This is a genomic window from Streptomyces sp. NBC_01276, assembly GCF_041435355.1.
GTDB lineage: Bacteria > Actinomycetota > Actinomycetes > Streptomycetales > Streptomycetaceae > Streptomyces.
The window spans coordinates 430,933-452,955 of record NZ_CP108442.1; the positions used below are offsets into that span (position 1 = coordinate 430,933).

At 75.1% G+C, this 22,023-nt stretch carries 21 protein-coding genes; 10 read left to right on the forward strand and 11 right to left on the reverse strand.

Going from position 1 to position 22,023, the window contains the following annotated elements:
* Positions 1-4: 4 nt before the first annotated feature.
* On the reverse strand, positions 5-907 hold the full coding sequence (locus OG295_RS01705; protein WP_371675162.1) for a UbiA family prenyltransferase: 903 nt from the start codon (positions 905-907) through the stop codon (positions 5-7).
* Between the two features lie 88 nt (positions 908-995).
* Between OG295_RS01705 and OG295_RS01710 the strand changes: the two genes are divergently transcribed.
* From OG295_RS01710 to OG295_RS01720, 3 genes are read left to right on the forward strand one after another with little or no spacing between them, the layout of a single operon-like run.
* Entirely contained in the window at positions 996-2,057 is a 1,062-nt protein-coding gene (locus tag OG295_RS01710; RefSeq protein ID WP_371675163.1) for a type III polyketide synthase, read from the forward strand.
* A 7-nt stretch (positions 2,058-2,064) separates the two neighbouring features.
* Positions 2,065-2,670: an isoprenylcysteine carboxyl methyltransferase family protein gene (locus OG295_RS01715; RefSeq protein ID WP_371675164.1), complete on the forward strand. Its 606-nt coding sequence runs from the start codon at positions 2,065-2,067 to the stop codon at positions 2,668-2,670.
* Entirely contained in the window at positions 2,667-3,701 is a 1,035-nt protein-coding gene (locus tag OG295_RS01720) for an NAD(P)/FAD-dependent oxidoreductase (protein ID WP_371675165.1), read from the forward strand. The genes OG295_RS01715 and OG295_RS01720 overlap by 4 nt, the downstream gene beginning before the upstream one ends.
* A 51-nt stretch (positions 3,702-3,752) precedes the next feature.
* Here OG295_RS01720 and OG295_RS01725 read toward each other — a convergent pair whose 3' ends face one another.
* Complete coding sequence (locus tag OG295_RS01725) at positions 3,753-4,823, reverse strand: hypothetical protein (protein ID WP_371675166.1); 1,071 nt, start codon at positions 4,821-4,823, stop codon at positions 3,753-3,755.
* Between the two features lie 411 nt (positions 4,824-5,234).
* On the opposite strand from OG295_RS01725, the gene OG295_RS01730 reads away from it, so the two are divergent.
* Positions 5,235-6,398 (forward strand): serine hydrolase domain-containing protein, encoded by a 1,164-nt coding sequence (locus tag OG295_RS01730; RefSeq protein WP_371675167.1) that lies wholly within the window; start codon positions 5,235-5,237, stop codon positions 6,396-6,398.
* A 39-nt stretch (positions 6,399-6,437) separates the two neighbouring features.
* Here the strand turns inward: OG295_RS01730 and OG295_RS01735 are convergent, their stop codons facing one another.
* Positions 6,438-7,781, reverse strand: a complete 1,344-nt coding sequence (locus tag OG295_RS01735) for a M64 family metallopeptidase (protein ID WP_371675168.1) — start codon at positions 7,779-7,781, stop codon at positions 6,438-6,440.
* Between the two features lie 175 nt (positions 7,782-7,956).
* On the opposite strand from OG295_RS01735, the gene OG295_RS01740 reads away from it, so the two are divergent.
* Positions 7,957-9,357, forward strand: a complete 1,401-nt coding sequence (locus tag OG295_RS01740) for a tetratricopeptide repeat protein (protein WP_371675169.1) — start codon at positions 7,957-7,959, stop codon at positions 9,355-9,357.
* Between the two features lie 103 nt (positions 9,358-9,460).
* Here the strand turns inward: OG295_RS01740 and OG295_RS01745 are convergent, their stop codons facing one another.
* From OG295_RS01745 to OG295_RS01760, 4 genes are all read right to left on the reverse strand, one after another.
* On the reverse strand, positions 9,461-10,984 hold the full coding sequence (locus OG295_RS01745; protein ID WP_371675170.1) for an MFS transporter: 1,524 nt from the start codon (positions 10,982-10,984) through the stop codon (positions 9,461-9,463).
* Between the two features lie 42 nt (positions 10,985-11,026).
* Positions 11,027-11,602 carry a TetR/AcrR family transcriptional regulator gene (locus tag OG295_RS01750; RefSeq protein WP_371675171.1) on the reverse strand — a complete coding sequence of 192 codons (576 nt, stop codon included), beginning with the start codon at positions 11,600-11,602 and terminating at the stop codon, positions 11,027-11,029.
* A 207-nt stretch (positions 11,603-11,809) separates the two neighbouring features.
* Complete coding sequence (locus tag OG295_RS01755; RefSeq protein WP_371675172.1) at positions 11,810-12,058, reverse strand: DUF6158 family protein; 249 nt, start codon at positions 12,056-12,058, stop codon at positions 11,810-11,812.
* A 52-nt stretch (positions 12,059-12,110) separates the two neighbouring features.
* Positions 12,111-13,157 (reverse strand): AI-2E family transporter, encoded by a 1,047-nt coding sequence (locus OG295_RS01760; protein ID WP_371675173.1) that lies wholly within the window; start codon positions 13,155-13,157, stop codon positions 12,111-12,113.
* Positions 13,158-13,270: 113 nt separating this feature from the next.
* Between OG295_RS01760 and OG295_RS01765 the strand changes: the two genes are divergently transcribed.
* Positions 13,271-14,584 (forward strand): MFS transporter, encoded by a 1,314-nt coding sequence (locus tag OG295_RS01765; RefSeq protein ID WP_371675174.1) that lies wholly within the window; start codon positions 13,271-13,273, stop codon positions 14,582-14,584.
* Positions 14,585-14,651: 67 nt separating this feature from the next.
* On the forward strand, positions 14,652-15,389 hold the full coding sequence (locus OG295_RS01770) for a hypothetical protein (protein ID WP_371675175.1): 738 nt from the start codon (positions 14,652-14,654) through the stop codon (positions 15,387-15,389).
* 60 nt (positions 15,390-15,449) lie between these two features.
* Here the strand turns inward: OG295_RS01770 and OG295_RS01775 are convergent, their stop codons facing one another.
* Positions 15,450-15,800 (reverse strand): hypothetical protein, encoded by a 351-nt coding sequence (locus tag OG295_RS01775; protein ID WP_280917208.1) that lies wholly within the window; start codon positions 15,798-15,800, stop codon positions 15,450-15,452.
* Between the two features lie 149 nt (positions 15,801-15,949).
* On the opposite strand from OG295_RS01775, the gene OG295_RS01780 reads away from it, so the two are divergent.
* A complete protein-coding gene (locus OG295_RS01780) occupies positions 15,950-17,029 on the forward strand; it encodes an alpha/beta hydrolase (RefSeq protein ID WP_371675176.1) in 1,080 nt (359 codons plus the stop codon).
* A 57-nt stretch (positions 17,030-17,086) separates the two neighbouring features.
* Positions 17,087-17,299 carry a hypothetical protein gene (locus tag OG295_RS01785; protein WP_371675177.1) on the forward strand — a complete coding sequence of 71 codons (213 nt, stop codon included), beginning with the start codon at positions 17,087-17,089 and terminating at the stop codon, positions 17,297-17,299.
* Here OG295_RS01785 and OG295_RS01790 read toward each other — a convergent pair.
* The 3 genes from OG295_RS01790 to OG295_RS01800 all read right to left on the reverse strand — a co-directional run bounded on the left by OG295_RS01790 (position 17,268) and on the right by OG295_RS01800 (position 19,499).
* A complete protein-coding gene (locus OG295_RS01790) occupies positions 17,268-17,507 on the reverse strand; it encodes a hypothetical protein (RefSeq protein ID WP_371675178.1) in 240 nt (79 codons plus the stop codon). The two genes, OG295_RS01785 and OG295_RS01790, sit on opposite strands and share 32 nt — an antisense overlap.
* 142 nt (positions 17,508-17,649) lie before the next feature.
* Positions 17,650-18,324 (reverse strand): response regulator, encoded by a 675-nt coding sequence (locus tag OG295_RS01795; RefSeq protein ID WP_371675179.1) that lies wholly within the window; start codon positions 18,322-18,324, stop codon positions 17,650-17,652.
* A complete protein-coding gene (locus tag OG295_RS01800; RefSeq protein WP_371675180.1) occupies positions 18,321-19,499 on the reverse strand; it encodes a sensor histidine kinase in 1,179 nt (392 codons plus the stop codon). The genes OG295_RS01795 and OG295_RS01800 overlap by 4 nt, the downstream gene beginning before the upstream one ends.
* 301 nt (positions 19,500-19,800) lie before the next feature.
* On the opposite strand from OG295_RS01800, the gene OG295_RS01805 reads away from it, so the two are divergent.
* Entirely contained in the window at positions 19,801-21,957 is a 2,157-nt protein-coding gene (locus tag OG295_RS01805; protein ID WP_371675181.1) for an MMPL family transporter, read from the forward strand.
* Positions 21,958-22,023: the final 66 nt, after the last annotated feature.

Genomic DNA, 22,023 nt, shown 5'->3' on the forward strand with positions numbered 1-22,023 from the left:
CGGGTCAGCGCAGTCCCGCACCGCGGACCAGGAGCAGCAGCACGTCGGCCCCCGCGACCCCCATCGTGGCCAGGAACGGCATCCGGCCGCCCGCCCGGGCCGTGCCGTACAGCAGCGCGCAGGTCAGCACGAGCAGCCACCGGCCGTACGGACCGACCGGGCCCGGCGGGCCGAGGAGCAGGCAGGCCGTGGAGGCGAGGACCAGCCCGGCGGCGACCGCGGCCGACCGGCGGGCGCCGAGGCGCTGGGGCAGCCCGCGCACCCCGGTGGCGAGGTCGTCGGCGATGTCCGGGAGGACGTTGGCGAAGTGGGCGCCCGCGCCGAGCAGGGCGGCGGCGCCGGCCAGCCAGAGGGGCGGCCAGGGCCCTCCGGGCAGCGCGAGCGTCACGAAGGCCGGGAGCAGCCCGAAGGCGAGGGCGTACGGGACCCAGGACGCGGCCGTGGCCTTGAGCCGCAGGTTGTAGGCCCAGGCGGCGCCGACCCCCACGAGGTGCGCGGCGCCCGCGAGCGGCCCCGCGGCCAGCGACAGCGGCACGCACAGGAGCAGCGCGCCGACAGCGGCGCGGGTCACGGCGGCGGCGGGCAGGACGCCCGTCGCCAGGGGTTTGTCGCGGCGGCCGGTGGCGCGGTCGCGCCGCAGGTCGGCCCGGTCGTTGGACCAGCCGACCGACAGCTGCCCCGCCGCCACCGCGGCGGCCGTCAGGGCGGTGCCGGCGGGCCCGCGCCCGGCAGCGGCGGCCAGCGCCCCCGCGAAGAGGGTGACGCCGGCGGCGGGGACGGGGTGACACGCCCGCAGCAGTCCGCCCACGAGGGCGGCGGGCGCGGCGGGCGGTGCCGGAGGAAGGACGGCGGCCGGTCCGGAGACAGGACCGGGGGCGGGCAGGGAAGCGGGACCGGGGGCGGGCACGGCGTCACGCTACGCCGTGACGGCACGTCCGTTGCACACCCTTCGCGCCGTTCGCCGGATGGCGGCCGTTCTTCCCTATGTTGGGCCAATGACACGTGTCCTGGCAGTGAGCAGCGTGTTCCCGCCCCACCTGTACCCCCAGCCGCAGATCACGGAAGCGCTCGCCCGCTGTCTGCCGCCCGGCACGGACCCCGCCCTGCTGCGCCGTGTGCACGCCTCGGTGCGGGTCGACTCCCGTCACCTCGCGCTCCCGCTGGAACGCTACGGTCCGGGCACCGACTTCGGCGCCTCCAACGCCCTCTTCGTCCGCGCCGCCCTGGACCTCGGCGCCGCGGCCGTGGAACGCGCCCTGGCCGGTGCCGCCCTGACGGCCGGGGAGATCGACCTGGTGCTGTCGACGACCGTCACCGGACTGGCCACCCCCTCCCTGGAGGCCCGGCTCGTGGCCCGCACCGGGCTGCGCCCCGACGTGCGCCGGATGCCGCTCTTCGGCCTCGGCTGCGCGGGCGGCGCGGCCGGACTCGGACTGCTGCACGAACAGCTGACGGGCCGTCCCGGGCTGGCGGCACTGCTGCTGTCCACCGAGCTCTGCTCGCTCACCCTCCAGCCCACCGACACCTCGATGGCGAACCTGGTGGCCGGGGCGCTCTTCGGGGACGGCGCCGGAGCCCTGCTGGCGGTGGGGGCCGGCCATCCCCTGCACGACACCGGGGCCGGGCCCGTGGTGGTGGCCGCGCGCAGCCGCCTCTACCCGGGCACCGAGCACCTGCTCGGCTGGGACATCGGCCACTGGGGCTTCCGGATGGTGCTGGGCCGCGAGGTGCCGGAGCTGGTACGGCTGCACGTGGCGGAGGAGGTCGAGTCCTTCCTCGCCGGGCACGACCTCAAGCCCTCGGACGTCGACACCTGGATCTGCCACCCCGGCGGCCCGAAGATCCTCGACGTGCTGGCCGGGGCCCTGGGACTGCCGGAGCGCGCCTTCGCGCACAGCCGCCGCTCCCTGGCCGTGGCGGGCAACCTCTCCTCCGCGTCCGTCCTGCACATCCTCGGCTCCGTCGAGGCCGCCGGTCCGCCGCCGCCCGGATCGGTCGGGCTGATGCTGGCCTTCGGCCCGGGTTTCGCCTCCGAACTCGTCCTGCTGCGCTGGTGAGGTCCTGATGCCGACGACCCCCTACCTCCTCCCCTACCTCCTGCTCCTCGCCCTGGTGGCGGCCGAGCGGATCGCCGAACTGGTCACCGCCCGGCGCAACGCCGTCCGCAGCCTGGCGCGCGGCGCCCGGGAGTACGGCCGCGGCCACTACCCGGCCATGGTCACGCTGCACGCCGCCCTGCTCGTGGGCTGCGCGCTGGAAGCGCCGTACCGGCCGTTCCTGCCCGCCCTCGGCTGGACGGCGCTCGGCCTCGCGGTGGCGGCGCAGGGCCTGCGCTGGTGGTGCGTCGCCACGCTCGGGCCGCGCTGGAACACCCGGGTGCTCGTGGTCCCCGGACTGCCGCTGGTCACCGGCGGCCCGTACCGGTGGCTGCGGCATCCCAACTACGTGGCGGTGGTGGCCGAGGGGCTCGCGCTGCCCCTGGTGCACTCGGCATGGCTGACGGCCACCGCGTTCACGGTGCTCAACGCCCTGCTGCTGCGGGTCCGGATCACCTGCGAGGACCGGGCTCTGGCCACCTGCGGCGGCGGGGCGGGGCGGCCCGCCGCCCCCGACCCGGCCGAGGGTCCGGGCATCGCGAGGGCCTCCGGACTCCCGGGGGTCGCGCCGTGATCGACCTGCTGGTCGCGGGCGGCGGCCCGGCGGGACTGGCGACCGCCATCCACGGGGCGCTGGCCGGGCTGGAGGTGGTCGTCCTCGAACCGCGGCCCACCCCGATCGACAAGGCCTGCGGGGAGGGCCTGATGCCGGGCGCCGTCCGCCGGTTCGAGGAGCTGGGCGTACCGGTGCGCGGCCGGCCCTTCCACGGGATCCGCTACGTGGACGGGGTCACGGGCCGGAGCGCGGAGGGGCTGTTCGGCTCCGGCCCGGGGCGCGGCACCCGCCGTACCGAACTCCAGGCGGCGCTCGCCGCGCGGGCCGGGGAGCTGGGCGTACGGGTCCTCGCGCGGAGGGCCGGCGAGGTCCGCCAGGACGGACACCGGGTCGGCGCGGGCGGCCTGACGGCCCGGTACCTGGTGGCGGCGGACGGACTGCACTCCCCGGTGCGGCGCGCCCTGGGCCTGGCGGTACCGGCCACGGCGGGGCGGCCCGCGCGGTACGGACTGCGCCGGCACTACCCCGTGGCGCCGTGGAGCGACCTGGTGGAGGTGCACTGGGCGCACGACTGCGAGGCCTACGTGACCCCGCTGGGACCGGACCGGATCGGTGTGGCGGTGCTGACCTCGCGCCAGGCGCCGTTCGACGTCCAGCTGGCCGACCGCTTCCCGGCGCTGGCGGCCCGGCTGCCGCCCCCCGCGCCGGGCGCCGGGGTGCGCGGCGCCGGGCCGCTGCGCCAGCGGGCGCGGGCCCGGGTGTCGGGGCGGGTGCTGTTCGTCGGGGACGCGGCCGGGTACGTGGACGCGCTGACCGGGGAGGGGCTGACCCTGGCCGTCGCGGCGGCGGGTGAGGCCGTACGGTGCGTGCGCGCGGGCCGGCCGCAGGAGTACGAGCGCGCCTGGCGGGAACTGTCGCGGGCGTACCGCGTCCTGACCTCGGGCCTGCTGTGGGCGCGGGGGCGGCCGGCGCTGGCCGGGCGGGTGGTTCCGCTGGCGGCCCGCCTGCCGGGGGTGTTCACGGGCGCGGTGAACCTGCTGGCACGGTGAGAGGGGCCCCGGCCGCGCAGTAAGCGGCCGGGGCCCCTCGTCCGGGTGGGGTCAGGCGGTACCGCCTGACCCCGTGTGCGCCGGCCGGTACGTCAGCGCCAGGCCGGCCAGGACCGCCCCGGCGCCGGGGCAGAGCACCGCCGTGACGCCGGCCCAGGGGTACGCCCCGCCGAGCGCGCCCAGGAGCGGGTCGAAGAACACCACACCGCCCACGACGTGCAGGGTGACCACCGCGAGGGCGGCCACGGCCGTGGCCCGCCAGACCACCGCGGTGTCCCGTATGGCCAGCAGCGCGCCGACGAGGAGGCACAGCAGGGCCGTGGCCGGTGCCGCCCACCGGGCGGGGTCCCCGCCGGGCAGGGCCGCGGCCAGGTCCTGCGGCAGGTGCAGGACCCCGCACAGCGACAGCGCGGCGGCCGTGGGCCAGCGCAGGACGTGGCGCAACGCGCCCCGGTCCCGGGCCGGGACGGTCACCGGCGCGGGGGGCGCCGCGGGAGCGGGCCGGCGCTCCGGGGGCGGGGGCGGCGCCAGGGGCGGCCGGGTGGGCCGGAACGCGGCGGGAGACGCGTCGGCGGGCCCGCCGACAGGATCGCCGGGAGGCCCTTCGGGAGCCTTGTCGGGCCCCAGGATGCTCGCCAGGAGGGCGACGTCCTCGATGGACCGGCCGACCGCCGCGGCCCGCAGGGTGATGTCGGCCTCGGCCTCCTCCTGGGGCTGCTCGGCCAGCAGGGCGACCATCCGCCGGACCTCGTGGACGGGCCGGGAGACGGCGGCCGCGCGGAGTGCGTCGTGGCCGGGGCTGGGGGGTTGGCCGGTCTGCTTCAGGAGGCTCACCAGGGCGGTGACCTCCTCGACGGGGCGGCAGGTGGCCGCCGTCTCCAGCAGGGTGCGCATCGGTTCGTTGGGGGGTCCGGGGTGGTTCCCGGCGCCGGGACCGGGCTCCGGCGGCACCGCCGCCGGGGCGGGGGCGGGCGGGGCGGTGACCGACGGGGCGCCGTCGGCGGGGGCCGGGGTGGCGGCGGAGGTGCCGGCCGGGGGTCGGCCCGGGGCGGGGTCCGGGGTGCGGGGTGGACCGTCGCGGTCGTCGTGTGGGGTGGCCGCGAGGGTGCTGGGGTCATTCATGGAAAGCTCCGTTCGCCGACACGCGGGTCTACACGTCGCGCGCCGGTCATCGTGCGTCATGGGAATCGCACGCTTCGTTACATTCAGCGCCCCGGACCGGCACTGCGCCATTCGGGGCGGGCAAACGGGTCTGTGCCGCGCCCGTACGGGGCTGCGGGCCGGACACTCCCCCGGCCGTAGCCTCCCGGGGACCTCGCCGAACGGGCCGGAGGGGCCCGACGGGCCTGGCGGGCCGGGCGGGCCGGGCGCCGCCGTGTGGCCGCGGTTCGCCCCTCGCGCCGCCTCCGTGCTGATACTGGCTCCGGGACCGGGCGGGATCCGTCCGGTCGACGCGGCCTCCGCACACCACCGCGCCCTGTGGGACCCGCTCCGGGCGCCCCACCCCCACCCCGCCCTCCGGAAGGTGAAGCCATGAGCGGTCTGCGCGAGGTCCTGGAACCGTACGTGGGCGGCGCGGGGGCGCCCGGTGCGGTGGCCCTGGTCGCGCACGGCGACCGGGTCGAGTCCGTGGCCCTCGGCCACGCGGAGGCGGGCGGGGACACGCCGATGGCCCCGGACTCGCTGTTCCGGGTGGCGTCGCTGACCAAGCCCGTCATCGCGGCCGCGGTGTTGATGCTCGCCGAGGAGGGTCTGCTGACCCTGGACGCCCCGGTGGCGCCCTGGCTGCCGGAGCTGGCCTCGCCGGTGGTCGTCCGCCGGCCCGGCGGGCCCGTCGACGACGTGGTGCCGGCCCTGCGGCCCGTGACGGTCGAGGACCTGCTGACCTTCCGGGCCGGCTGGGGCTTCCCGTCCGACTTCAGCCACCCGGCCGTCGGACTGCTGTTCAGCGAGCTCCGGCAGGGCTCCCCGGAGCCGCAGCGGATCGCGCCGCCCGACGAGTGGATGGCGGCCCTGTCCCGGATCCCCCTGCTGCACCAGCCGGGCGAGGCGTGGTTGTACAACACCTGCTCCGACGTGCTCGGCGTGCTGATCGCCCGGGTCTCGGGGCGGACGCTGCCCGGCTTCCTGACGGAGCGGATCTTCGGGCCGCTGGGGATGGCCGACACCGCGTTCTCGGTCCCGGAGGGCGTGCTCGGCCGGTTCACGGGCTACTACCGCGCCGGTCCCGAGGGCGGTGCGCCGGAGCTGGTGGACGCCCCCGACGGCCAGTGGAGCCGCCCGCCCGCGTTCCCTTCGGGCGCGGGCGGTCTGGTCTCCACCGCGCCCGACCTGTACGCCTTCGCGCGGATGCTGCTCGCCGGAGGGCGCGCCGACGACGGACGGGCCCTGCTGAAGCCCTCTTCCGTACGGCAGATGACGACCGATTGGCTGACACCGGCCCAGCGCAGGGGCGGCGAACTGTTCCTGGAGGGGCAGGGCTGGGGCTTCGGCGGTTCCGTGGACGTCGCGGCACGGGATCCGTGGAACGTCCCCGGCCGCTACGGCTGGGTGGGCGGTACGGGCACGGCCGCGCACATCGTGCCGTCCACCGGGACGGCCGCCGTCCTGCTGACCCAGCTGGAGATGAACGGCCCTACCCCGCCGGCGGTGATGCGCGGGTTCTGGACGTACGCGGCCGGGCCGCGACGCACCTGAACCGGCGCCGTCACCCGGCCGACCGCGCCCGCGCCCGCGTCAGAGCCGGACGGTCCAGCTCACCGTCGACGTGAGGGTCCGGGCCACGGCGGGGTCGCGGACCGCGGGGGTCCGGTCCTCGGCGGTCACCGTCAGCTTGTGGGCCCGCAGGTCGAGCAGCCACAGGTCGGCCACGCGCACCTCGTCCCGGCCCGCGAACCGCTTGAGTTCCCGTCCGTCGAGGTACCAGCGCACCACCGGCTGCCGTCCGTCCGCTCCGGCCAGGCGCGGAACGGCCGCCTTCGCGGTGTGCCACGGTCGCAGGGCGCGGTCGGTGGGGGTGAGCGCGGTGACGAGGTTCGCGTGGCGGTGGAATCCGCCGATCATCGCCTCGACGCCCGGGAGGTTGAAGGGCTTCCCCAGCACGCGCATGATCGAGTTGTCGGTGGGGCGGTAGAGGCCGGTGACGTAGTAGCCGCCGCCTTCGTACGCGCCGACGGTCCCGCCGTCGGGGGACGGTTCGCCCAGCCAGCGGTACCACTTGGCCCGCTGCCCCGCCATCTTGTCGGCGTCCAGCGTGGAGGTGTTGGCGTCGGCGGGCTCGGGGCCGGTGTACTTCTCGTAGTCGGGAACGCCGGGGTAGAAGTACTCGTCGGCGAGCTTGCCGAGGGAGTGCCCGGTCTCGTGGATGGCCACCTGGCCGGACTTGGGGTGTCCGGCGGACGCGGTGGAGATCCCCTCGTAACCGAGGGTGGCACTGGGCTCGTTGTACCCGGCCCCGCCGTACTTGGCGCTGTTGGCGAGGACGATGACCAGGTCGGCGGCGGGCGCCTTGGCCACGTACGCGTCCACCTTGGGCTGGTCCACGCACAGCAGCCGCTCGATGGACTCGCACCAGAAGTACGAGCCGAGCGCGGTGTCGCGGACGGTGTCCGGGCCGGGGTCGCCGGAGACGCCGGACTGGGCCGAGACCGCGTCCACGGTCCAGACGTTGAAGAGGTCGCGGTAGGTCGTGTAGGGCTCGACGGCCGTGACCTCGGCCCACTTGGCGCGGGCGTCGGCGTGGAACTGCCCGAGCTGGTCGGCGGTGTAGCCGTCGCCGATCACGACCACGTCCAGCCGGTCCGCGGTGGGACCGTTGTCGATCATCTTGGTGACCTGGCCGTCGGCTTCCCGGGCGGCCCCCGAGAGGCGGGAGGCGGCCTTGGCGGGCCCGGTGGCCGGCACCCGCACGTGCCCGGAGCCGGCTTCGCCGCCGTGCTCCGGACCGGGTATCTCGACCTCGACGGCGGTGCGGTGGGGCGGTTCGGCCGCCGCGACGGGCGCGGTGGCGGTCAGGAGTGCGGCGCCCGCGCAGAGCGCGGCGAGGGCCGCGCGCAGGGCCGGCCGGACGGCTGGTGTCATGAAGTCCTCCGCCTGGAGCAGGGGTGGGGTGGGGGGTCGGAGAAGCGTGTTAAGCGCGAACTTAAGTCTGCTGAACCGGCTGCTTAAATTAGGCGGCGCGCGGGGCGTGCGCAATGGGTGACTCCCGCTCGATACTGGGGAGTTGGAGCAAGCGTCGGCACAGCGAGGGGATTTCATGGACGAACCGGCCGAGATCGGGCGCAGGGTGCAGCGGCTGCGCGGGGAACGCGGGCTGACCCAGAGGCAGTTGGCGCAGCCCGACTACACCCCCGCCTACGTGTCCACCCTGGAGGCGGGGAAGGTGCGGCCCTCGGAGACCGCCCTGCGCTTCCTCGCCGGACGGCTCGGGACCTCGTTCGAGGAGCTGGCCACGGGGCGGCCGGCCGGCCTGGCCACCGCGCTGCGCCTCGCCCTGACCGACGCCCAGAGCACCCTCGCCACCGGCACGGCGCGGGAGGCGGCCCCGCAGTTCGGCCGGCTGCTCGCCGAGGCGGAGCGCCTGGGCCTCACCGACGAGCGGGCCGAGGCGCTGCTCGGACTCGGCGAGTGCGCCCTGGAGTCCGGGGCGCTGACCGAGGCCGCCGGGCACTTCGAGGCGGCGGAACTGCTGCTGTCCGGGGAGCCGCTGCCGCGGCGGGCGCGGGCCGTGCGCGGCCGCGCGGTCGTGCACCTGCTCGCCGGTGAACTGCGCTACGCCTGCTACCTGCTGGAGTCCGCGATCGACGCGCTGAACGCGGGCGGCCTCGGGGATCCGGAGGCCCTGGTCCTGCTCTACACCGCGGTGATCGGCCCGTACCTCGACATGGGCGCGCGGACCCGGGCGGCGCAGGCCGCCGAACTCGCGCTGGCGCTGGCCCCGCAGGTCGGGGACCCCGCGCTGGTGGCGGGGATGCACCGGCAGGTGGCGCGGACGTTCCTCGCCGACGGGCGGACGGCCGACGCCGACGCCGCGCTGGCCAAGGCCCAGGCGGTGTACCGGCAACTGCGGCTGCGCACCGACCTGGCGCACTGCCACTGGATGCGCGGGTACGTCCGGGCGCAGCACGGGGAACTGGACGCGGCCGAGTGGGAGCTGCGGTGCGCGCGGGAGATGCTGACGGCCCGGCGGGCGGTGCTGTACACCGCGCAGGTGGAGGTGGAGCTGGCCGACGTGCTGCGGCGGCTCGGCCGGTACGACGAGGCGGTGGACCTGGTCACGGGGCTGCTGGAACCGGACGCGGCCGGTGGGAGCGTGGCCGGGGCGGCCGTGCACGCGGGGGGCGCGCACCGGCTGCTCGGGCTGGTCGCACAGGAGCGCGGGGAGACGGAGGCGGCCGAGGAGCACTACGTGCGGGCGCTGTCGCTCCTGGAGCGCAGCGGAGCGGACGGCGATCTGGCGGACGTGTGCCGGCTGCTCGGTGACCTGCTGCGGCGGGCGGGCCGCACCGAGGCCGCGATGGACGCGTACCGCACCGGGCTCGGGCACCGCGCGGCGGCCCCGGGCACGACCACGCTGGGCCCGGCCCCGGCGGCCCCGCACCCGGCTCCGGTCCGGGCCGGTTCCCCGGAGACGGGGCCGCTCCCGGCACCGCGGTGAGGGCGGCGCCGGGAGCGGCGGATCGGGAGCGGCGGACCGGCGGACCGGGGGCCGTAGGGGCCGTAGGGCCTGGGTGGCCGTACGGCCCCGGGTGGCCGACGGGTCAGTGGTCCTCGGTGGGCCGCAGGTCGTGCGGGATCAGCGCCCAGGTGGTGGCCGCGGCGGCGACCGCGAGGGCTCCGGCCATCAGGAACGCCGGGGTGATCGCCAGCGTGTAGGCCTGCGAGGCCGTCTCCAGCAGGGCCTGCCCGACGGCTCCGCCCAGCTGCTGCGCGGTGTGCGCGGCCTCGCCCACGGAGTCCCGTACGGCATCGGCGGCCGGGCCGTCCAGGTCGAGCACCGGCAGGTTGCCCCGGTAGAGGGCGGCGGCGGTGCTGCCGAGGACGGCCACGCCCATCGCGGAGCCCAGCTCGTAGCAGGTCTCCTCTATCGCCGCGGCGCTGGAGACCTCGTCGGCGGGCGAGGTGGAGACCAGGGTCACGGAGGCCACGGTGGTCGCGAGGCCCGCGCCCAGGCCCATGACCGTCAGGGCTGCCGCGAAGGCCGGGTAGCCGAGGCCGGTGAACTGCTGGAGGCTCCAGGGCAGGGCCATGCCGGCCGCGAGGACCACCAGGCCGGCACCGAGGACGTGCCGGATCGGGAAGCGCTGCATCAGCGTGGGCGCGACCATCGAGGCGCAGATCAGGGCGAGCGGGGCGGGCAGCAGCCGCAGTCCGGCCTCCAGCGGGGTGTACCCCTGGCCGTACTGGAACCACTGGGTGACGAGGAAGAGGATCGCGCCCATCCCCATCATCGGCAGGAAGATCGCGGCGGCGGCGACGCTGAAGGCGGGCTTGGTGAACAGCCGCACCTGGAGCAGCGGGGTGTCCACGCGCAGCTGACGGCGGACGAACACGGTGAGCGCGACGAGGGCCACGGCCAGCAGGGCCCACGGCAGCGGGTCGCCGACCCCGGCCTTGCCGAGCTCCTTGATGCCGCCCGCGAGGGCGAGCATGCCGACGATCGACTGGGCGACACCGGCCCAGTCCCAGCGGCCGGTGCTGCGCGGGTTGCGGGATTCGGGCAGGTAGCGCAGGCCGGCCGCGACGATCAGGGCGGCGACGGGGAGGTTGAGCAGGAAGGCGGAGTGCCAGCCGTGGTCCTGGACCAGGAGGCCGCCGACGACCGGGCCGAAGGCCATGCCGCCGCCGAAGACGGCGGCCCACACGGCGAGCGCGAAGGCGCGCTCCTTGGCGTCGGTGAAGACGGTGCGCAGGAGCGAGAGCGTGGACGGCATGATGGCCGCGCCACCGATGCCGAGCAGGGCGCGGGCCGCGATCAGGTGCCAGGCCTCGGTGGAGAACACGGCGATCAGCGAGGCCACGGAGAAGATCGCGAAGCCGGTCATCAGGAGCCGCTTGCGGCCCCAGCGGTCACCGAGGGCGCCGGCGGTGACCAGCAGGCCGGACAGGGCGAGGGCGTAGACGTCGATGATCCACAGCTGCTGCACGGCGCCGGGCTGCAGGTCGGCGACGAGCGAGGGGAAGGCCACGTTGAGGATCGTGGTGTCCATCGAGATGAGCAGGAGGCTGCCGGAGAGGATCGCCAGGACGATCCAGCGGCGCGGGTCCCGCGTGGGGGTGTGCATGGGGTTCCGTTCTGGTCTGTGCATGCCGCCCGGGGCGGCGGATCAGGCGGTGGGGGCGGGTTGCGGCCAGGGGGGACGCGCTCCCCCGAGGAAGGACGTCAGGACGAGGCGGCCGATCTCCCGGCGGGCGAGGTGGCCGTCGCGCACGCCTTCGGCGGCGGCGTCGAGCAGGCCCCAGAGGGAGTACCAGATCCAGTACGGCGGCAGGTCGGTGCGCAGCCGTCCGAGCCGCTGGCCGAGGGCGAGGAAGGCGAGGGCCCGCTGGTCCTGGCGCTCGATCCCTGCGCGGAACGCGGGGTCGGCGAGCACGGTGGCGTCGCGCGAGGTGAACCCGTACAGGTGGGCGGCGGGCAGCAGGGCGACGACCAGTTCCTCCAGCGCCGCGTCGAAGGAGGCGCCGTCGGCGCGCTCCGCGTGCAGGTCGGCGGGGGCGAGGCAGCCGTCGACCACCTCGATCGACCGGGCGGCGACCGCCTTGATCAGCGCCTCGCGCGTGGCGTAGCGGCGGCCGAGCGTGGCGCGGCTGGTACCGACGCCCGCGGCGATCTGCACCATCGAGGCGCTGTGATCGCCCGCAAGGACGCGCGCCACGGCATCGAGCAGTTCTTCTTCACGCATGGAATGAGCCTCCTTCGCCTCGTACGATACATTTTTGTCTCACACGATGCAAAGAAGGCTCACCTGATAGGCAATCGTCTCCCCCTCACCTCACCGAGGGGTGGGCGCCACGCACGCACGGTTCGGCCGTCCGGGTTTCGCCGGGGCCGCGTCGGGCAGAAGGCGTGTGCCGCCCCGCGCATTCGCGGGGCGGACCAGCTTCCGGTGTCAGTCCTCGGCCGTGGTACGGGCGCGGGCCCCCGTACGCGTCCGGCCGGCAGCGGTGGCACGCCGCGGATGGCGCCGGAGGTACTCCTCCTCCAGCTCCTTCAGCCGCTGGGTGTGCGTGGCCAGCGCGTCGTCCGACCCGTGCAGCAGGGTCTCGTGGCGCGTGCGGTGGATGGTCTCCAGCTCCTTGAGCAACCGGCCGTCCTCCAGCTCGCCCGCCGCCGTTCCACGGGCCGTGTGCTCCGCCATGGCAACCGCCTTCCACGTCGCCCCCACCTTCCACGGTAAGGGGACCGCACGGTCACGGCGGCCCGGGAGCGGGAGTGCGCAGGGCGCAGCGGACCGACCAGGTCACCGAGACCAGCGGGACCGCGACCACCGCGCCCACCACTCCGGCCGCGATGGCGCCGGCGACCACCGAGACCGCGACCACCAGGGGGTGCAGCCGTACCGCCCAGCTCATCACGAGCGGGTGCAGCAGGTGCCCCTCGATCTGGCCGATGACCACGATCAGCGCGACCACGATGGCCGCGGTCACCGGCCCCTTCGCCGCGAGGGCCACCACCGCGGCCACGGCGAGGGCGACCGGCGACCCGATGAGCGGCACGAAGGCGGCGACGAACTCCAGCAGGGCCAGCGGGACGGCCAGCGGAACGCCGAGGAGGTAGAGGGCCACCCCGACGAGGAGGGCGTTCGTCGCCGCGACGAGCACGATCCCGTGGGTGTAGCCGTTGAAGGTGCGCCAGGCCGCGCGCCCGCCGATGGCCACCCGCCTGCGCATCCATTCCGGGAGCTGCTCGCAGAACCAGGCCCACTGCCGGCCGCCGCCGTGCAGGAAGAACACCGAGGAGAACACCGCGAGCGCCAGCGTGGTGAACACCTGCACGAGCTGCCCGGCCCCGGTGACGGCCGTGTTCAGCAGCGTGGAGCGGTGGCTGGAGAGGTACGAGCCGATCTTCGACTGGAGGTCGGACAGGGCGTGCGGGTCCAGCCGGAAGGGCGGCCGGGCCAGCCACCGTTCGATGCTGACCAGGCCCTCGCGGAACTCCCTGACCAGGGTCCCGCTCTCCCCCGCCACCGCCTCGCCGACCAGTGCGAGCACGCCCATCAGCAGCACGGCGCTGCCGACCAGGCTCACGGCGACCGCGAGGGAGCGGGGCATCCATCGGGCCAGGATCCGGGTGGGCGGGCCCAGCAGGGCCGTGATGACCAGGCCGAGGAAGAGGGCCACGGTGATCTCGTGGAAGCGGCCCAGCACGACGAAGACCGCGTACACGGCGGCGCCCACGACCAGCAGGCGCCACGCGTAGGACGCGGCCGTGCGCAGGAACGGGGACACCGGCGGCATGCACCATGGGTGCCACGGCGGGACGCCGATGCCACGCGCGGGGCCGCGTATTCGCCCGTCCGGGGAGAAAATGCGTTGCCGTGGCGGGAGGGGCCCGCGCACGATGATCCGTTGTGACTGGATCCCGATTGTCCTCCGTACTGCCCGATCTGTCCCCGTGGCGCTCCAGCCGTGACTTCCGGCTGCTCTTCTTCCAGGGGACGGTCACCTTCTTCGGCTCGTTCATGGCGATGATCGCCCTGCCGCTCCAGATCAAGCATCTGACGGATTCTCCGCTGGCGGTCGGTGCCATGGGCGCGGTGGAGCTGGTCCCGCTGCTGGTCTGCGGGCTCTACGGGGGCGCCCTCGCCGACGCCGTCGACCGCCGGCGGCTGATCCTGCTGACCGAGGCCGGGCTCGGGGTCCTGTCCCTGGTGCTGCTGGTGAACGCGCTGCTGCCGCATCCCCTGCTGTGGCCGCTGTACGTGGTCGCGGCCGGGGTGTCCGCGCTGACCGGACTGCAAAGGCCCGCGCTGGACTCGCTGATGGCGCGGATCGTGCCGCACGACCAGCTGAGCGCCGCGGCCGCGCTCAACGGGCTGCGCTACCAGTTCGGCGCGATCGCCGGCCCGGCGCTGGCCGGCGTGGTCGTCGCGTACGCCGGGTACGCGCCCGCGTACTGCGTCACCGTCGTGGGGTTCCTCGTCTCGGTGCTCCTGTGTACGCGGCTCAGCCCGGCGCCCCCGGTCGGCGGCGGGGCGCGCCCCTCGCTGCGGGGCATCGCCGAGGGCGCGCGGTACGCGTGGAGCCGGCCGGTGCTGCTGGGCACGTACGCCGTCGACCTGGCGGCGATGTTCTTCGCGTTCCCGAACGCCATCCTGCCCTTCCTCGCCGACGAGCTCGACGCGGTGTGGGCGCTCGGCCCGATGTACGCGGCGGGCGCGGTGGGCTCCCTGGTGCTGGGGCTGACCAGCGGCTGGGTGTCGCGCGTCCGGCGGCACGGACTGCTGGTGGTCTGCGGGGCGGCCGTGTGGGGTCTGGCGATCGCGGCGGCGGGCTGGATCTCCGGGATCTGGCTCGTCCTGCTGTGCCTGGCGGTGGCCGGCGCGGGCGACATGCTGAGCGGTCTGGGGCGGGCCACGATCTGGAACCAGACGATCCCGGAAGAGCTGCGCGGGCGGCTGGCGGGCATCGAGGTGCTCTCGTACAGCTGCGGTCCGCAGCTCGGCCAGGTCCGGGCGGGCACGATGGCCGGGTGGACCGGTACCCGTCCGGCGTTCTGGAGCGGCGGACTCGCCTGCGTGGCCTCGGTGGCACTGCTGGCCGCGCTGCTTCCGAAGCTGATCTCCTACGACGCCGACACCGATGAGGACGCGGCCCTGCGCCGGGCCGCCCGGGAGGCGGACCAGGCCGCGACCGCACCGCGGCAGGGGGCCGCCGCGGCCTGACGGGCCGCGGGGCCCGAACGGCCGTCCCCACGGTGCGCGGCCCGGCCGGGGCCGGGAGGGTGACGGCATGGGCTCATGGTGGTACCGCAACATCCTGGAGCCGGGCAAACTGCCGCTGCTCCTGGCGCTGTCCGCGTTCGTGGTCACCTTCGCCGTCACCCGGGTCATCACCCGGATGATCCGGGCCGGGAAGGGCCCGTTCCGCAATGTCACACCGGGTGGACTGCACGTGCACCACGCCGTGCCCGGGGTGGTGCTGATGACCGTGGGCGGGTTCACGGCGATCGCAGGGGGCCGCACGGGGTGGGGCTCCTGCATCGCGGCCGTGCTGTTCGGCATGGGGACCGGCCTGGTGCTGGACGAGTTCGCGCTGATCCTGCACCTGAGCGACGTCTACTGGAGCAAGGAGGGGACCATCAGCGTCGAGGTGGTCATCATGACCTCGGCGCTCGCGGCCCTGCTGCTGTGCGGGTTCCTGCCGCTCGGCGTGGACGGGCTGACGCCGGACGAGGAGCACAGCCGGCTGACCGCGGTCGGGACGGTGGTGGGCAACCTGCTGCTGGCCGTCGTCGCCCTGTTCAAGGGGAAGCCGCGGATGGCCGTGCTCGGGGCGATCGTCCCGCTGATCGCGCTCGTCGCCGCGGTGCGCCTGGCCCGGCCGGTGTCCCCGTGGGCGCGCAGGTTCTACCGGCGACGGCCGAGGGCACGGGCACGGTCCCTCAAGCGCGCCTACCACCACGACCGGCGCTGGAGCGGACTGCGGCGCCGGGTCGACTACCTGATCGGCGGCGCGCCCAGCCGGTAGTCCCCGCCCTCGGGCCGGCCGTGGTTCCCCGGGCGGCGCCGCCCGGGGAACCGGGGCGGCTCAGGCCTCGGCGGGCACGGCCGGGGCGGCTTCGAGCTGCCAGGCGTGGCGCTTGAACTCGCGGCGGAAGTCGGCGTGGTCCTCCCACTGGCGGGCGATGCCGCGCAGCACGTCCCAGTGGTGTTCCACCGACTGGTCGATGACGTTGCGCATCCGCTGGTCGGCGGTCTCCCGCTGCTCGAAGAGCCCCTTCACCGCCGACGCCTCCAGCACGCTGTTGCGCAGCGCGCGCAGGGCCCGGGAGGTGTCGTCCATCGCGAAACCGCGCTCACTTCCGGTCTCCGCGTCGAACAGCGGGGTCAGCCGCGCCTCGATGAACGCGGTGATCCGCTCGAAGTGCTGCACGTCCATCAGGGGTCTCCCTTTCCCGCCGTGCGCGCGCCCGGGGCGCGGCACGGCCCTTCGAAACTGCTCGGGGCCGAGCTCCGTTGCAGGATACGAGGTCCGCCCGACGGGCCTGCCACAGGTCCGCTTCCGGCGGAAAGGGACATACTGCTGCCGTGAACGACACGGTCGGTGCGGGACGGCACCGCGGGCGCCCACGACGGCGCCGGTGGATCGGGGCGGCGGTGGCGGTGGCCGTCGCGGGGGTTCTGGTCGGAGGTGCGCTCGTCCGTGACGACGCGTTCTCCGACACGGGTGACACCGTACGGTTCGACGAGGGTGGGGGGCGGGCGCGCGGCGCGCCCGTGGACGCCCTGACCCAACTGCCCACGGGCCCCGCGCCGGAGCTGAGGATCGCCGCGACGATCCCGGAGGACGGCAGCAAGGTGCTGGTGACCACCCTCGCGGGGAAGAAGTCGGGGTTCACGGGCAAGGTGTGGCTGTGGCTGCCGCCCCAGTACAAGGAGGCCCGGTACGCGCACAGTGGCTTCCCTGTGATGATCGCGCTGCCGGGCGGGCCGGGTTTCCCCGTCAACTACTGGATGGACCGCAACCTCAAGCTGGAGGCGAGCATCTCCGCGTGGTCCAGGGACGGCAGCAGCCTGCCGTTCATCCTGGCCATGCCGGTGCTCAACCCCCGGACGGACGGGAAGGAAGGCCTCTACTGGGACGGGAGCGACATCCCGGGGCAGCCGAAGATGGGGACCTGGCTGACCGAGGACGTGCCCGATCTGGTGCGGTCGGCCTTCCGGACCATCAAGTCCCGTGACGGATGGGCGTTCATGGGGAGCTCGACCGGGGGTTTCGCGGGGCTCAAGGCGGTGCTGCAGAAGCCGGACCGGTTCAAGGCCGTGATCGCCGGGGGTCCCGACATCCTGCCCGACTCCCGTCTGTGGCGCGGGTATCCCCGGGAGAAGCTGGAGAACAGTCCGCCGGAGCTGGCGCGGCGGCTCATCGACCGCAAGGGGCCCGAGGTCTACCTCGCCTTCCAGGTCGGCACCAAGGGCAGCGACGTGCGCTGCCGGCCGCTGGTCGAGAACTTCATCCGGCAGTACGGAACGGGCCCCGTGAAGACGAGGTTCCACGTCGACGAGGGCGGCGGGCACAACGCGCGCACGTACGTCCCCGGCATGCACGACGGGGCGCTGATCCAGTGGGTCAGCGCGCACATGCGCGGTCCGGTCCCCGGCGGCTGACCCGCGGGGCGCAAGGGCCCCTGGCCACGGGGGTTCGGTCCGGGGTTCAATACGGCCATGGAGAACCCGGTCGTCCCGGTCTGGGAGACGCTGCCCGAGGACGTACGCGCGCACGTGGACGGCCTCTTGCTGCTGGACCGCCGCATCATGGCGGTGAAGGCGGTCCGTGACGCCTCCCCCGAGCCCGCGCCGGGCATCCGGGAGTGCGTCGACATGCTGGAGGAGCGGCGTGGCGCGCTCATCGCCCGGGGTACGGCGCCGGCGGGGTGACGGCCAGGACCGGCGGGGCCGGGGAGCCGTGGCGGTGGCCGCAGGGCTCGAAGACCAGGAGCACCGGCTCGCCCGGGCGTTGGCGCCAGGAGATCCGTTCCGGGGCTTCGGCGCACACCGGGCAGGAGGGCAGCGGGCCCGGCCGCACCGCCCGCAACTCGGGCGCGAGCGCGCGCGTCGGTGGCGGCACGGTCTGCGGATCACGCATGGCGGCTCCCTGGTCGGGCGGGGTCACTCCACGCACTGTGCCATGACCGACGCCTGCTCCGCACGGGCGAATCCTCCAGTGTTCCGGCTGGTCAGAGGGGATTCCACCGGTCCGCACCGGGTGCTCTGCGGACACTTGGTGATCAAGCGGGCTTCCGTTCGGCCTCGACCAGTCCGGATTCGTAGGCGGCGATGACCGCCTGGGCCCGATCGCGGACGCCGAGCTTGCCGAAGATGCCGGTGATGTGGTTCTTGACCGTGGAGATGCTGATGTCCAGCTCCGCGGCGATCTCGGCGTTGTCGAAGCCGCCGGCCAGCAGCCGCCAGATCTCCAGCTCGCGCGGGGTGAGTCCGGTGGGCGACGCCGGGGCGGTGGCGGGCCGGGGCTCGCGCGGGGAGGCCCGTACGTAGGTGGAGATCAGCCGGGTCAGCAGGCGGGGCGCGACGGCGGCCTCGCCGGCGTGGACGGTGCGGACGGCCGCGATGAGTTCCTCGGGGGAGACGTCCTTGGGCAGGAAGCCGTAGGCGCCCGCGCGCAGGGCGGCGACCACGTACTCGTCCATGTCGAAGGTGCTCAGCGCCAGCACCCGGGACTCGGGCCGGGTGCGGGCCAGTTCGCCGGTGGCCTGGACCCCGTCGAGCTCGGGCATCCGGATGTCCATGACCACCACGTCGGGGCGCAGCCGGCCGGCCAGTTCCACGGCCTCCGCCCCGTTCCCTGCCTCGCCGACCACCTCGACGTCCGAATGGGGGGCCAGGATCAGGGCCAGTCCCCGCCGGACCAGCGGCTGGTCGTCGGCGATGAGCACGCGGATCATCGGGGGGATTCCTCTCCGTCGGCGGTACCGGCTCCCGAGGGGACCGGGAGCCGGGCCTCGACCCGGAACCCGCCCGCGTCGAGCGGGGCGGCCTCCAGGGTGCCGCCCTGCAGGGCGACGCGTTCACGCATTCCGATCAGACCGTACCCGCCGCGGCCGGGCGGCCGTTCGGGGGCCGTTCCGGATCCGCTGCCCGGTCCGTCGTCGCTCACCTCCACCGTCACCTCGTCCGGGCGGTAGGTCAGCCGTACGTGGGCCCGTGCGTCCCCGGCGTGCTTGCGGGCGTTGGTCAGGGCCTCCTGCACCACCCGGAACACCGTCAGGCCGACGGTGGGCGGGAGCGGGCGGACCGGGCCCCGTACGGTGAACTCCGTCTCCATCCCCGCGAGCCGGGACTCGGTGATGATCCGGTCCAGGTCCCCGGCACCGGGCTGCGGGGCGGGCGGGGCCGTCTCCGGCTCCTCCCCGGCCCGCAGCACGTCCAGCAGCTGCCGCATCTCCCCGAGCGCCAGCCGGCCGGAGCCCTCCAGGGTCACCAGGGCCTCGCGGGCCGCTTCCGGATCGTGCGCCAGATTGGCCCGGGCCCCGCCCGCCATCAGCTGCATGGTGGTGATGTGGTGGGCCACGATGTCGTGCAGTTCCCGGGCGATCCGGCGGCGTTCCTCGGCCACCGCGCGGTCGGCGAGCAGGATCCGGTTGGCCTCGGTCTCCCGCTGCCAGCGCTTGACCAGGAGGCCGGTGACGACGACGAGGAGGGTGGCCGCCACGTTGGCGAGTACGCCGTAGCCGGAGTCGAACGGCAGGCCGCCCTGGCCCAGGCTGCTCAACGGCGCCGTCAGGAGGGCGGCCACGGCCACCACCGCGGGGCCGCGGGCCACGGCGACCGAGTACAGGGCGACGGACGGGGCGAGACCGAAGTGCGGGGACACCGAGGTGACCACGTTCACCACCACGCCCAGGAGCAGCACCACCGCCAGCGTCGCCACCGGGTGGCGGCGCCTGGCGACCAGGGCCAGTCCCGCGGCCACCACCAGGGCCCCCGTGGTGACCCCCAGCGGGGCGTCCTCGAACTGGGTGTCGAAGGCGAAGCCCGTGAGGTCCACGGCCGTGGCGCCGACGGCCACCAGTGCGTCGTTGCGCGTCCACGTCAGCCGGTCGGCGCGCGTCGTGCTCATCGGTGTCGGTCCTCCCCCACGGACCGCCGTCCCGGCCGCCCTCGTCCGTCCATTCTCGCACCGGCCCGCACCCCGGTCGCCGTCCCCGGGGACCGCTGCGGACCAGGACCGGAGTCCTGGTCCGGGCCCGTCCCCGGACCCTGGTACCGGCCGGGAACTCCTCCTTGACCAGGACGTTTTCCCGCCCGGCCGGTGATGGTCTGGATACGTGCCGGGCACCCCGGCGCAGTCGCAACGGACCGACCGGAGGAGAACAGTGATCCGCGCCCTGACGGGATGCTCGACGAGGAACGCATGGAAGGTGATCGTCCTCTGGGCGGTACTGGGCATCGGGCTGACCATCCTGGGCCAGGTGTTCGTCTTCCGCGCCACCCAGCCCGGCAACGACGGCTTCCTGCCCGCCACCTACGATTCGGCGGCCGCGCTGCGGATCTCCGAGGACCACTTCGGCGCACGGCCCGACAGCGATCCGGTGACCGTGCTGGTGGCCCGTACGGACGGCGGCGCGCTCGGCGCCGCCGACGAACGCAGGATCGAGGAGGTGTCGGCGCGCCTGGCGGGACGGAAGATCGTCATGCCGAGGACCAAGGACGACCCGCCCTTCACCCAGGACCACTCCCAGATCCCCCGGATCGGCGCCGGGATGACGGCCCCGGACCGTTCCTTCCGGCTGCTGTCCGTGGAGCTCAAGGGCAATCCGCAGGACCCCGGGGTGCAGTCCACCTACCGGGAGTTCCGGGAGCAGACCCGGACGGCGTTCCGGGAGGCGGGCCTGCGCACGGGGTTCACGGGCGGGCTGGCCGCGACGGTGGACACCGCCGACGCGGAGAAGACCCGGTCGACGGTGGTCGGCGCGGTGGTCATGGGCCTGATCGTGCTGCTCCACGTACTGGTCTTCCGCAGTGTGCTCGCGGCGCTGCTGCCGCTGCTCGCGATGGCGGTGATCGGGGGCGCGGCGGCCGGGTCGGTGATCCTGGCGTCGATGGCGACGGGCATCCGGCTGGCCCCCTCCACCCCCGCGCTGATCAACGTGGTGCTCATGGGCATCGGCATCGACTACTTCCTCTTCCTGCTGTTCCGCTTCCGCGAACGGCTGCGGCTGCACCCCGGGGAGACGGGACGGAAGGCCGCCGCGGAGGTCGCGGGCCGGGTGGGGACGGCCGTCACCTCCGCCGCACTGACGATCGTCGCCGCGTTCGCCACGCTCGGGATCGCCTCCTTCGGCCAGTTCCGGGTGCTGGGCCCGGCGATCGCGGTGTCCGTGCTGGTGATGCTGCTGGGCAGCCTGACGCTGATGCCGGCACTGCTGGCCGTGAGCGGCCGGAAGATGTTCTGGCCCTCGCGCGCCCTGCGGCGGGAGCCGCGCGCCGGCCTGGCGGGGCGGCTCGGCGGGCTGACGGCCCGGCGTCCGGTGGCGCTGGTCCTCGCCTCGGTGGTACTGCTCGGCGCGCTGACGGCGGGTCTGGCCGGCATCCGCGTGGACTACGGGCAGTCCGGCGGGGACGGGGAGCGGACCGGTGCCGTGCTGACGGCCGCGGAGATCTCCCGCTCGCTGCCCGCCGGGGTCTCGGACCCGACGAGCGTGCTCGTCGCCGCCCGGGACGGCGCGCCGCTCGGCGCGGACCGGGTGGCCGGGCTGGCCGGGGCGCTCGCCCGGGTGCCCGGAGTGGGCCGGGTGGCTCCGACCGTGCTCAGCGAGGACGGGAAGGCGGCCCGCATCGACCTGCTGCTGACGGTGGAGTCCGCCGGACAGGAGGCCCGCGACCTCGTCTCCGGGCCGGTCCGCAAGACGGTCCGCGCGAACCTGCCCGCCGGGACCGAGGCCCATGTCGGCGGAACGGCGTCGGTGTTCGCCGACATCGCGGTGGCCGTCGACAAGGACCTGAAGGTCATCTTCCCGGTGGCCGCGGTGCTGATCGCCGTCATCCTGCTGGTCCTGCTGCGGAGCGTGCTCGCGCCGCTGGTGCTGATGCTCGCGGTCGGACTCGGCTTCGCCGCCACGCTGGGGGCCTCGACGCTGGTCTTCCAGCACGGGCTGGGTCGGCCCGGCGTGGACTTCACGCTCCCGCTGGTGCTGTTCCTGTTCGTGGTGGCGCTGGGCACCGACTACAACATCCTGATCAGCGACCGGATCCGGGAGGAGATGGAGCGGCCGGGACCGGCCCGGGCTGCGGTGGCCCGCGCCGTACGGCAGACCGCGCCGGCGATCGCGACCGCCGGGCTGGTGCTCGCAGCGTCCTTCGGGAGCCTGGCCGTCAGCCCGCATCCCGGTACGCAACAGACCGGTTTCGCGACGGCGGTCGGGATCCTGCTCTCCGCCTTCGTCCTGTCGATCGTGCTCGTGCCCGCGCTGGCCGCGCTGCTGGGCCGGTCCCTGTGGTGGCCGCTGCGACCGCGGCCCCGCGGGGGTGAGCACCGGGCGGCCCGGCCGGAGGCCGAGCGGGTGCCGGTGGGCTGAACCGGCCGCACCGGGAACGCCGCGGCGCGCGGGACCACGACGGTCCCGCGCGCCGCGGCGTACGCA

What these genes read in the sequence shown, in the direction of transcription:
- OG295_RS01710 (WP_371675163.1), top strand. Translation starts at nt 996, where the DNA reads ATGACACGTGTCCTGGCAGTGAGCAGCGTGTTCCCGCCCCACCTGTAC.
- OG295_RS01715 (WP_371675164.1), top strand. Translation starts at nt 2,065, where the DNA reads ATGCCGACGACCCCCTACCTCCTCCCCTACCTCCTGCTCCTCGCCCTG.
- OG295_RS01725 (WP_371675166.1), bottom strand. Translation starts at nt 4,823, where the DNA reads ATGAATGACCCCAGCACCCTCGCGGCCACCCCACACGACGACCGCGAC.
- OG295_RS01730 (WP_371675167.1), top strand. Translation starts at nt 5,235, where the DNA reads ATGAGCGGTCTGCGCGAGGTCCTGGAACCGTACGTGGGCGGCGCGGGG.
- OG295_RS01735 (WP_371675168.1), bottom strand. Translation starts at nt 7,781, where the DNA reads ATGACACCAGCCGTCCGGCCGGCCCTGCGCGCGGCCCTCGCCGCGCTC.
- OG295_RS01740 (WP_371675169.1), top strand. Translation starts at nt 7,957, where the DNA reads ATGGACGAACCGGCCGAGATCGGGCGCAGGGTGCAGCGGCTGCGCGGG.
- OG295_RS01745 (WP_371675170.1), bottom strand. Translation starts at nt 10,984, where the DNA reads ATGCACACCCCCACGCGGGACCCGCGCCGCTGGATCGTCCTGGCGATC.
- OG295_RS01750 (WP_371675171.1), bottom strand. Translation starts at nt 11,602, where the DNA reads ATGCGTGAAGAAGAACTGCTCGATGCCGTGGCGCGCGTCCTTGCGGGC.
- OG295_RS01755 (WP_371675172.1), bottom strand. Translation starts at nt 12,058, where the DNA reads ATGGCGGAGCACACGGCCCGTGGAACGGCGGCGGGCGAGCTGGAGGAC.
- OG295_RS01760 (WP_371675173.1), bottom strand. Translation starts at nt 13,157, where the DNA reads ATGCCGCCGGTGTCCCCGTTCCTGCGCACGGCCGCGTCCTACGCGTGG.
- OG295_RS01770 (WP_371675175.1), top strand. Translation starts at nt 14,652, where the DNA reads ATGGGCTCATGGTGGTACCGCAACATCCTGGAGCCGGGCAAACTGCCG.
- OG295_RS01775 (WP_280917208.1), bottom strand. Translation starts at nt 15,800, where the DNA reads ATGGACGTGCAGCACTTCGAGCGGATCACCGCGTTCATCGAGGCGCGG.
- OG295_RS01785 (WP_371675177.1), top strand. Translation starts at nt 17,087, where the DNA reads ATGGAGAACCCGGTCGTCCCGGTCTGGGAGACGCTGCCCGAGGACGTA.
- OG295_RS01790 (WP_371675178.1), bottom strand. Translation starts at nt 17,507, where the DNA reads ATGCGTGATCCGCAGACCGTGCCGCCACCGACGCGCGCGCTCGCGCCC.
- OG295_RS01795 (WP_371675179.1), bottom strand. Translation starts at nt 18,324, where the DNA reads ATGATCCGCGTGCTCATCGCCGACGACCAGCCGCTGGTCCGGCGGGGA.
- OG295_RS01800 (WP_371675180.1), bottom strand. Translation starts at nt 19,499, where the DNA reads ATGAGCACGACGCGCGCCGACCGGCTGACGTGGACGCGCAACGACGCA.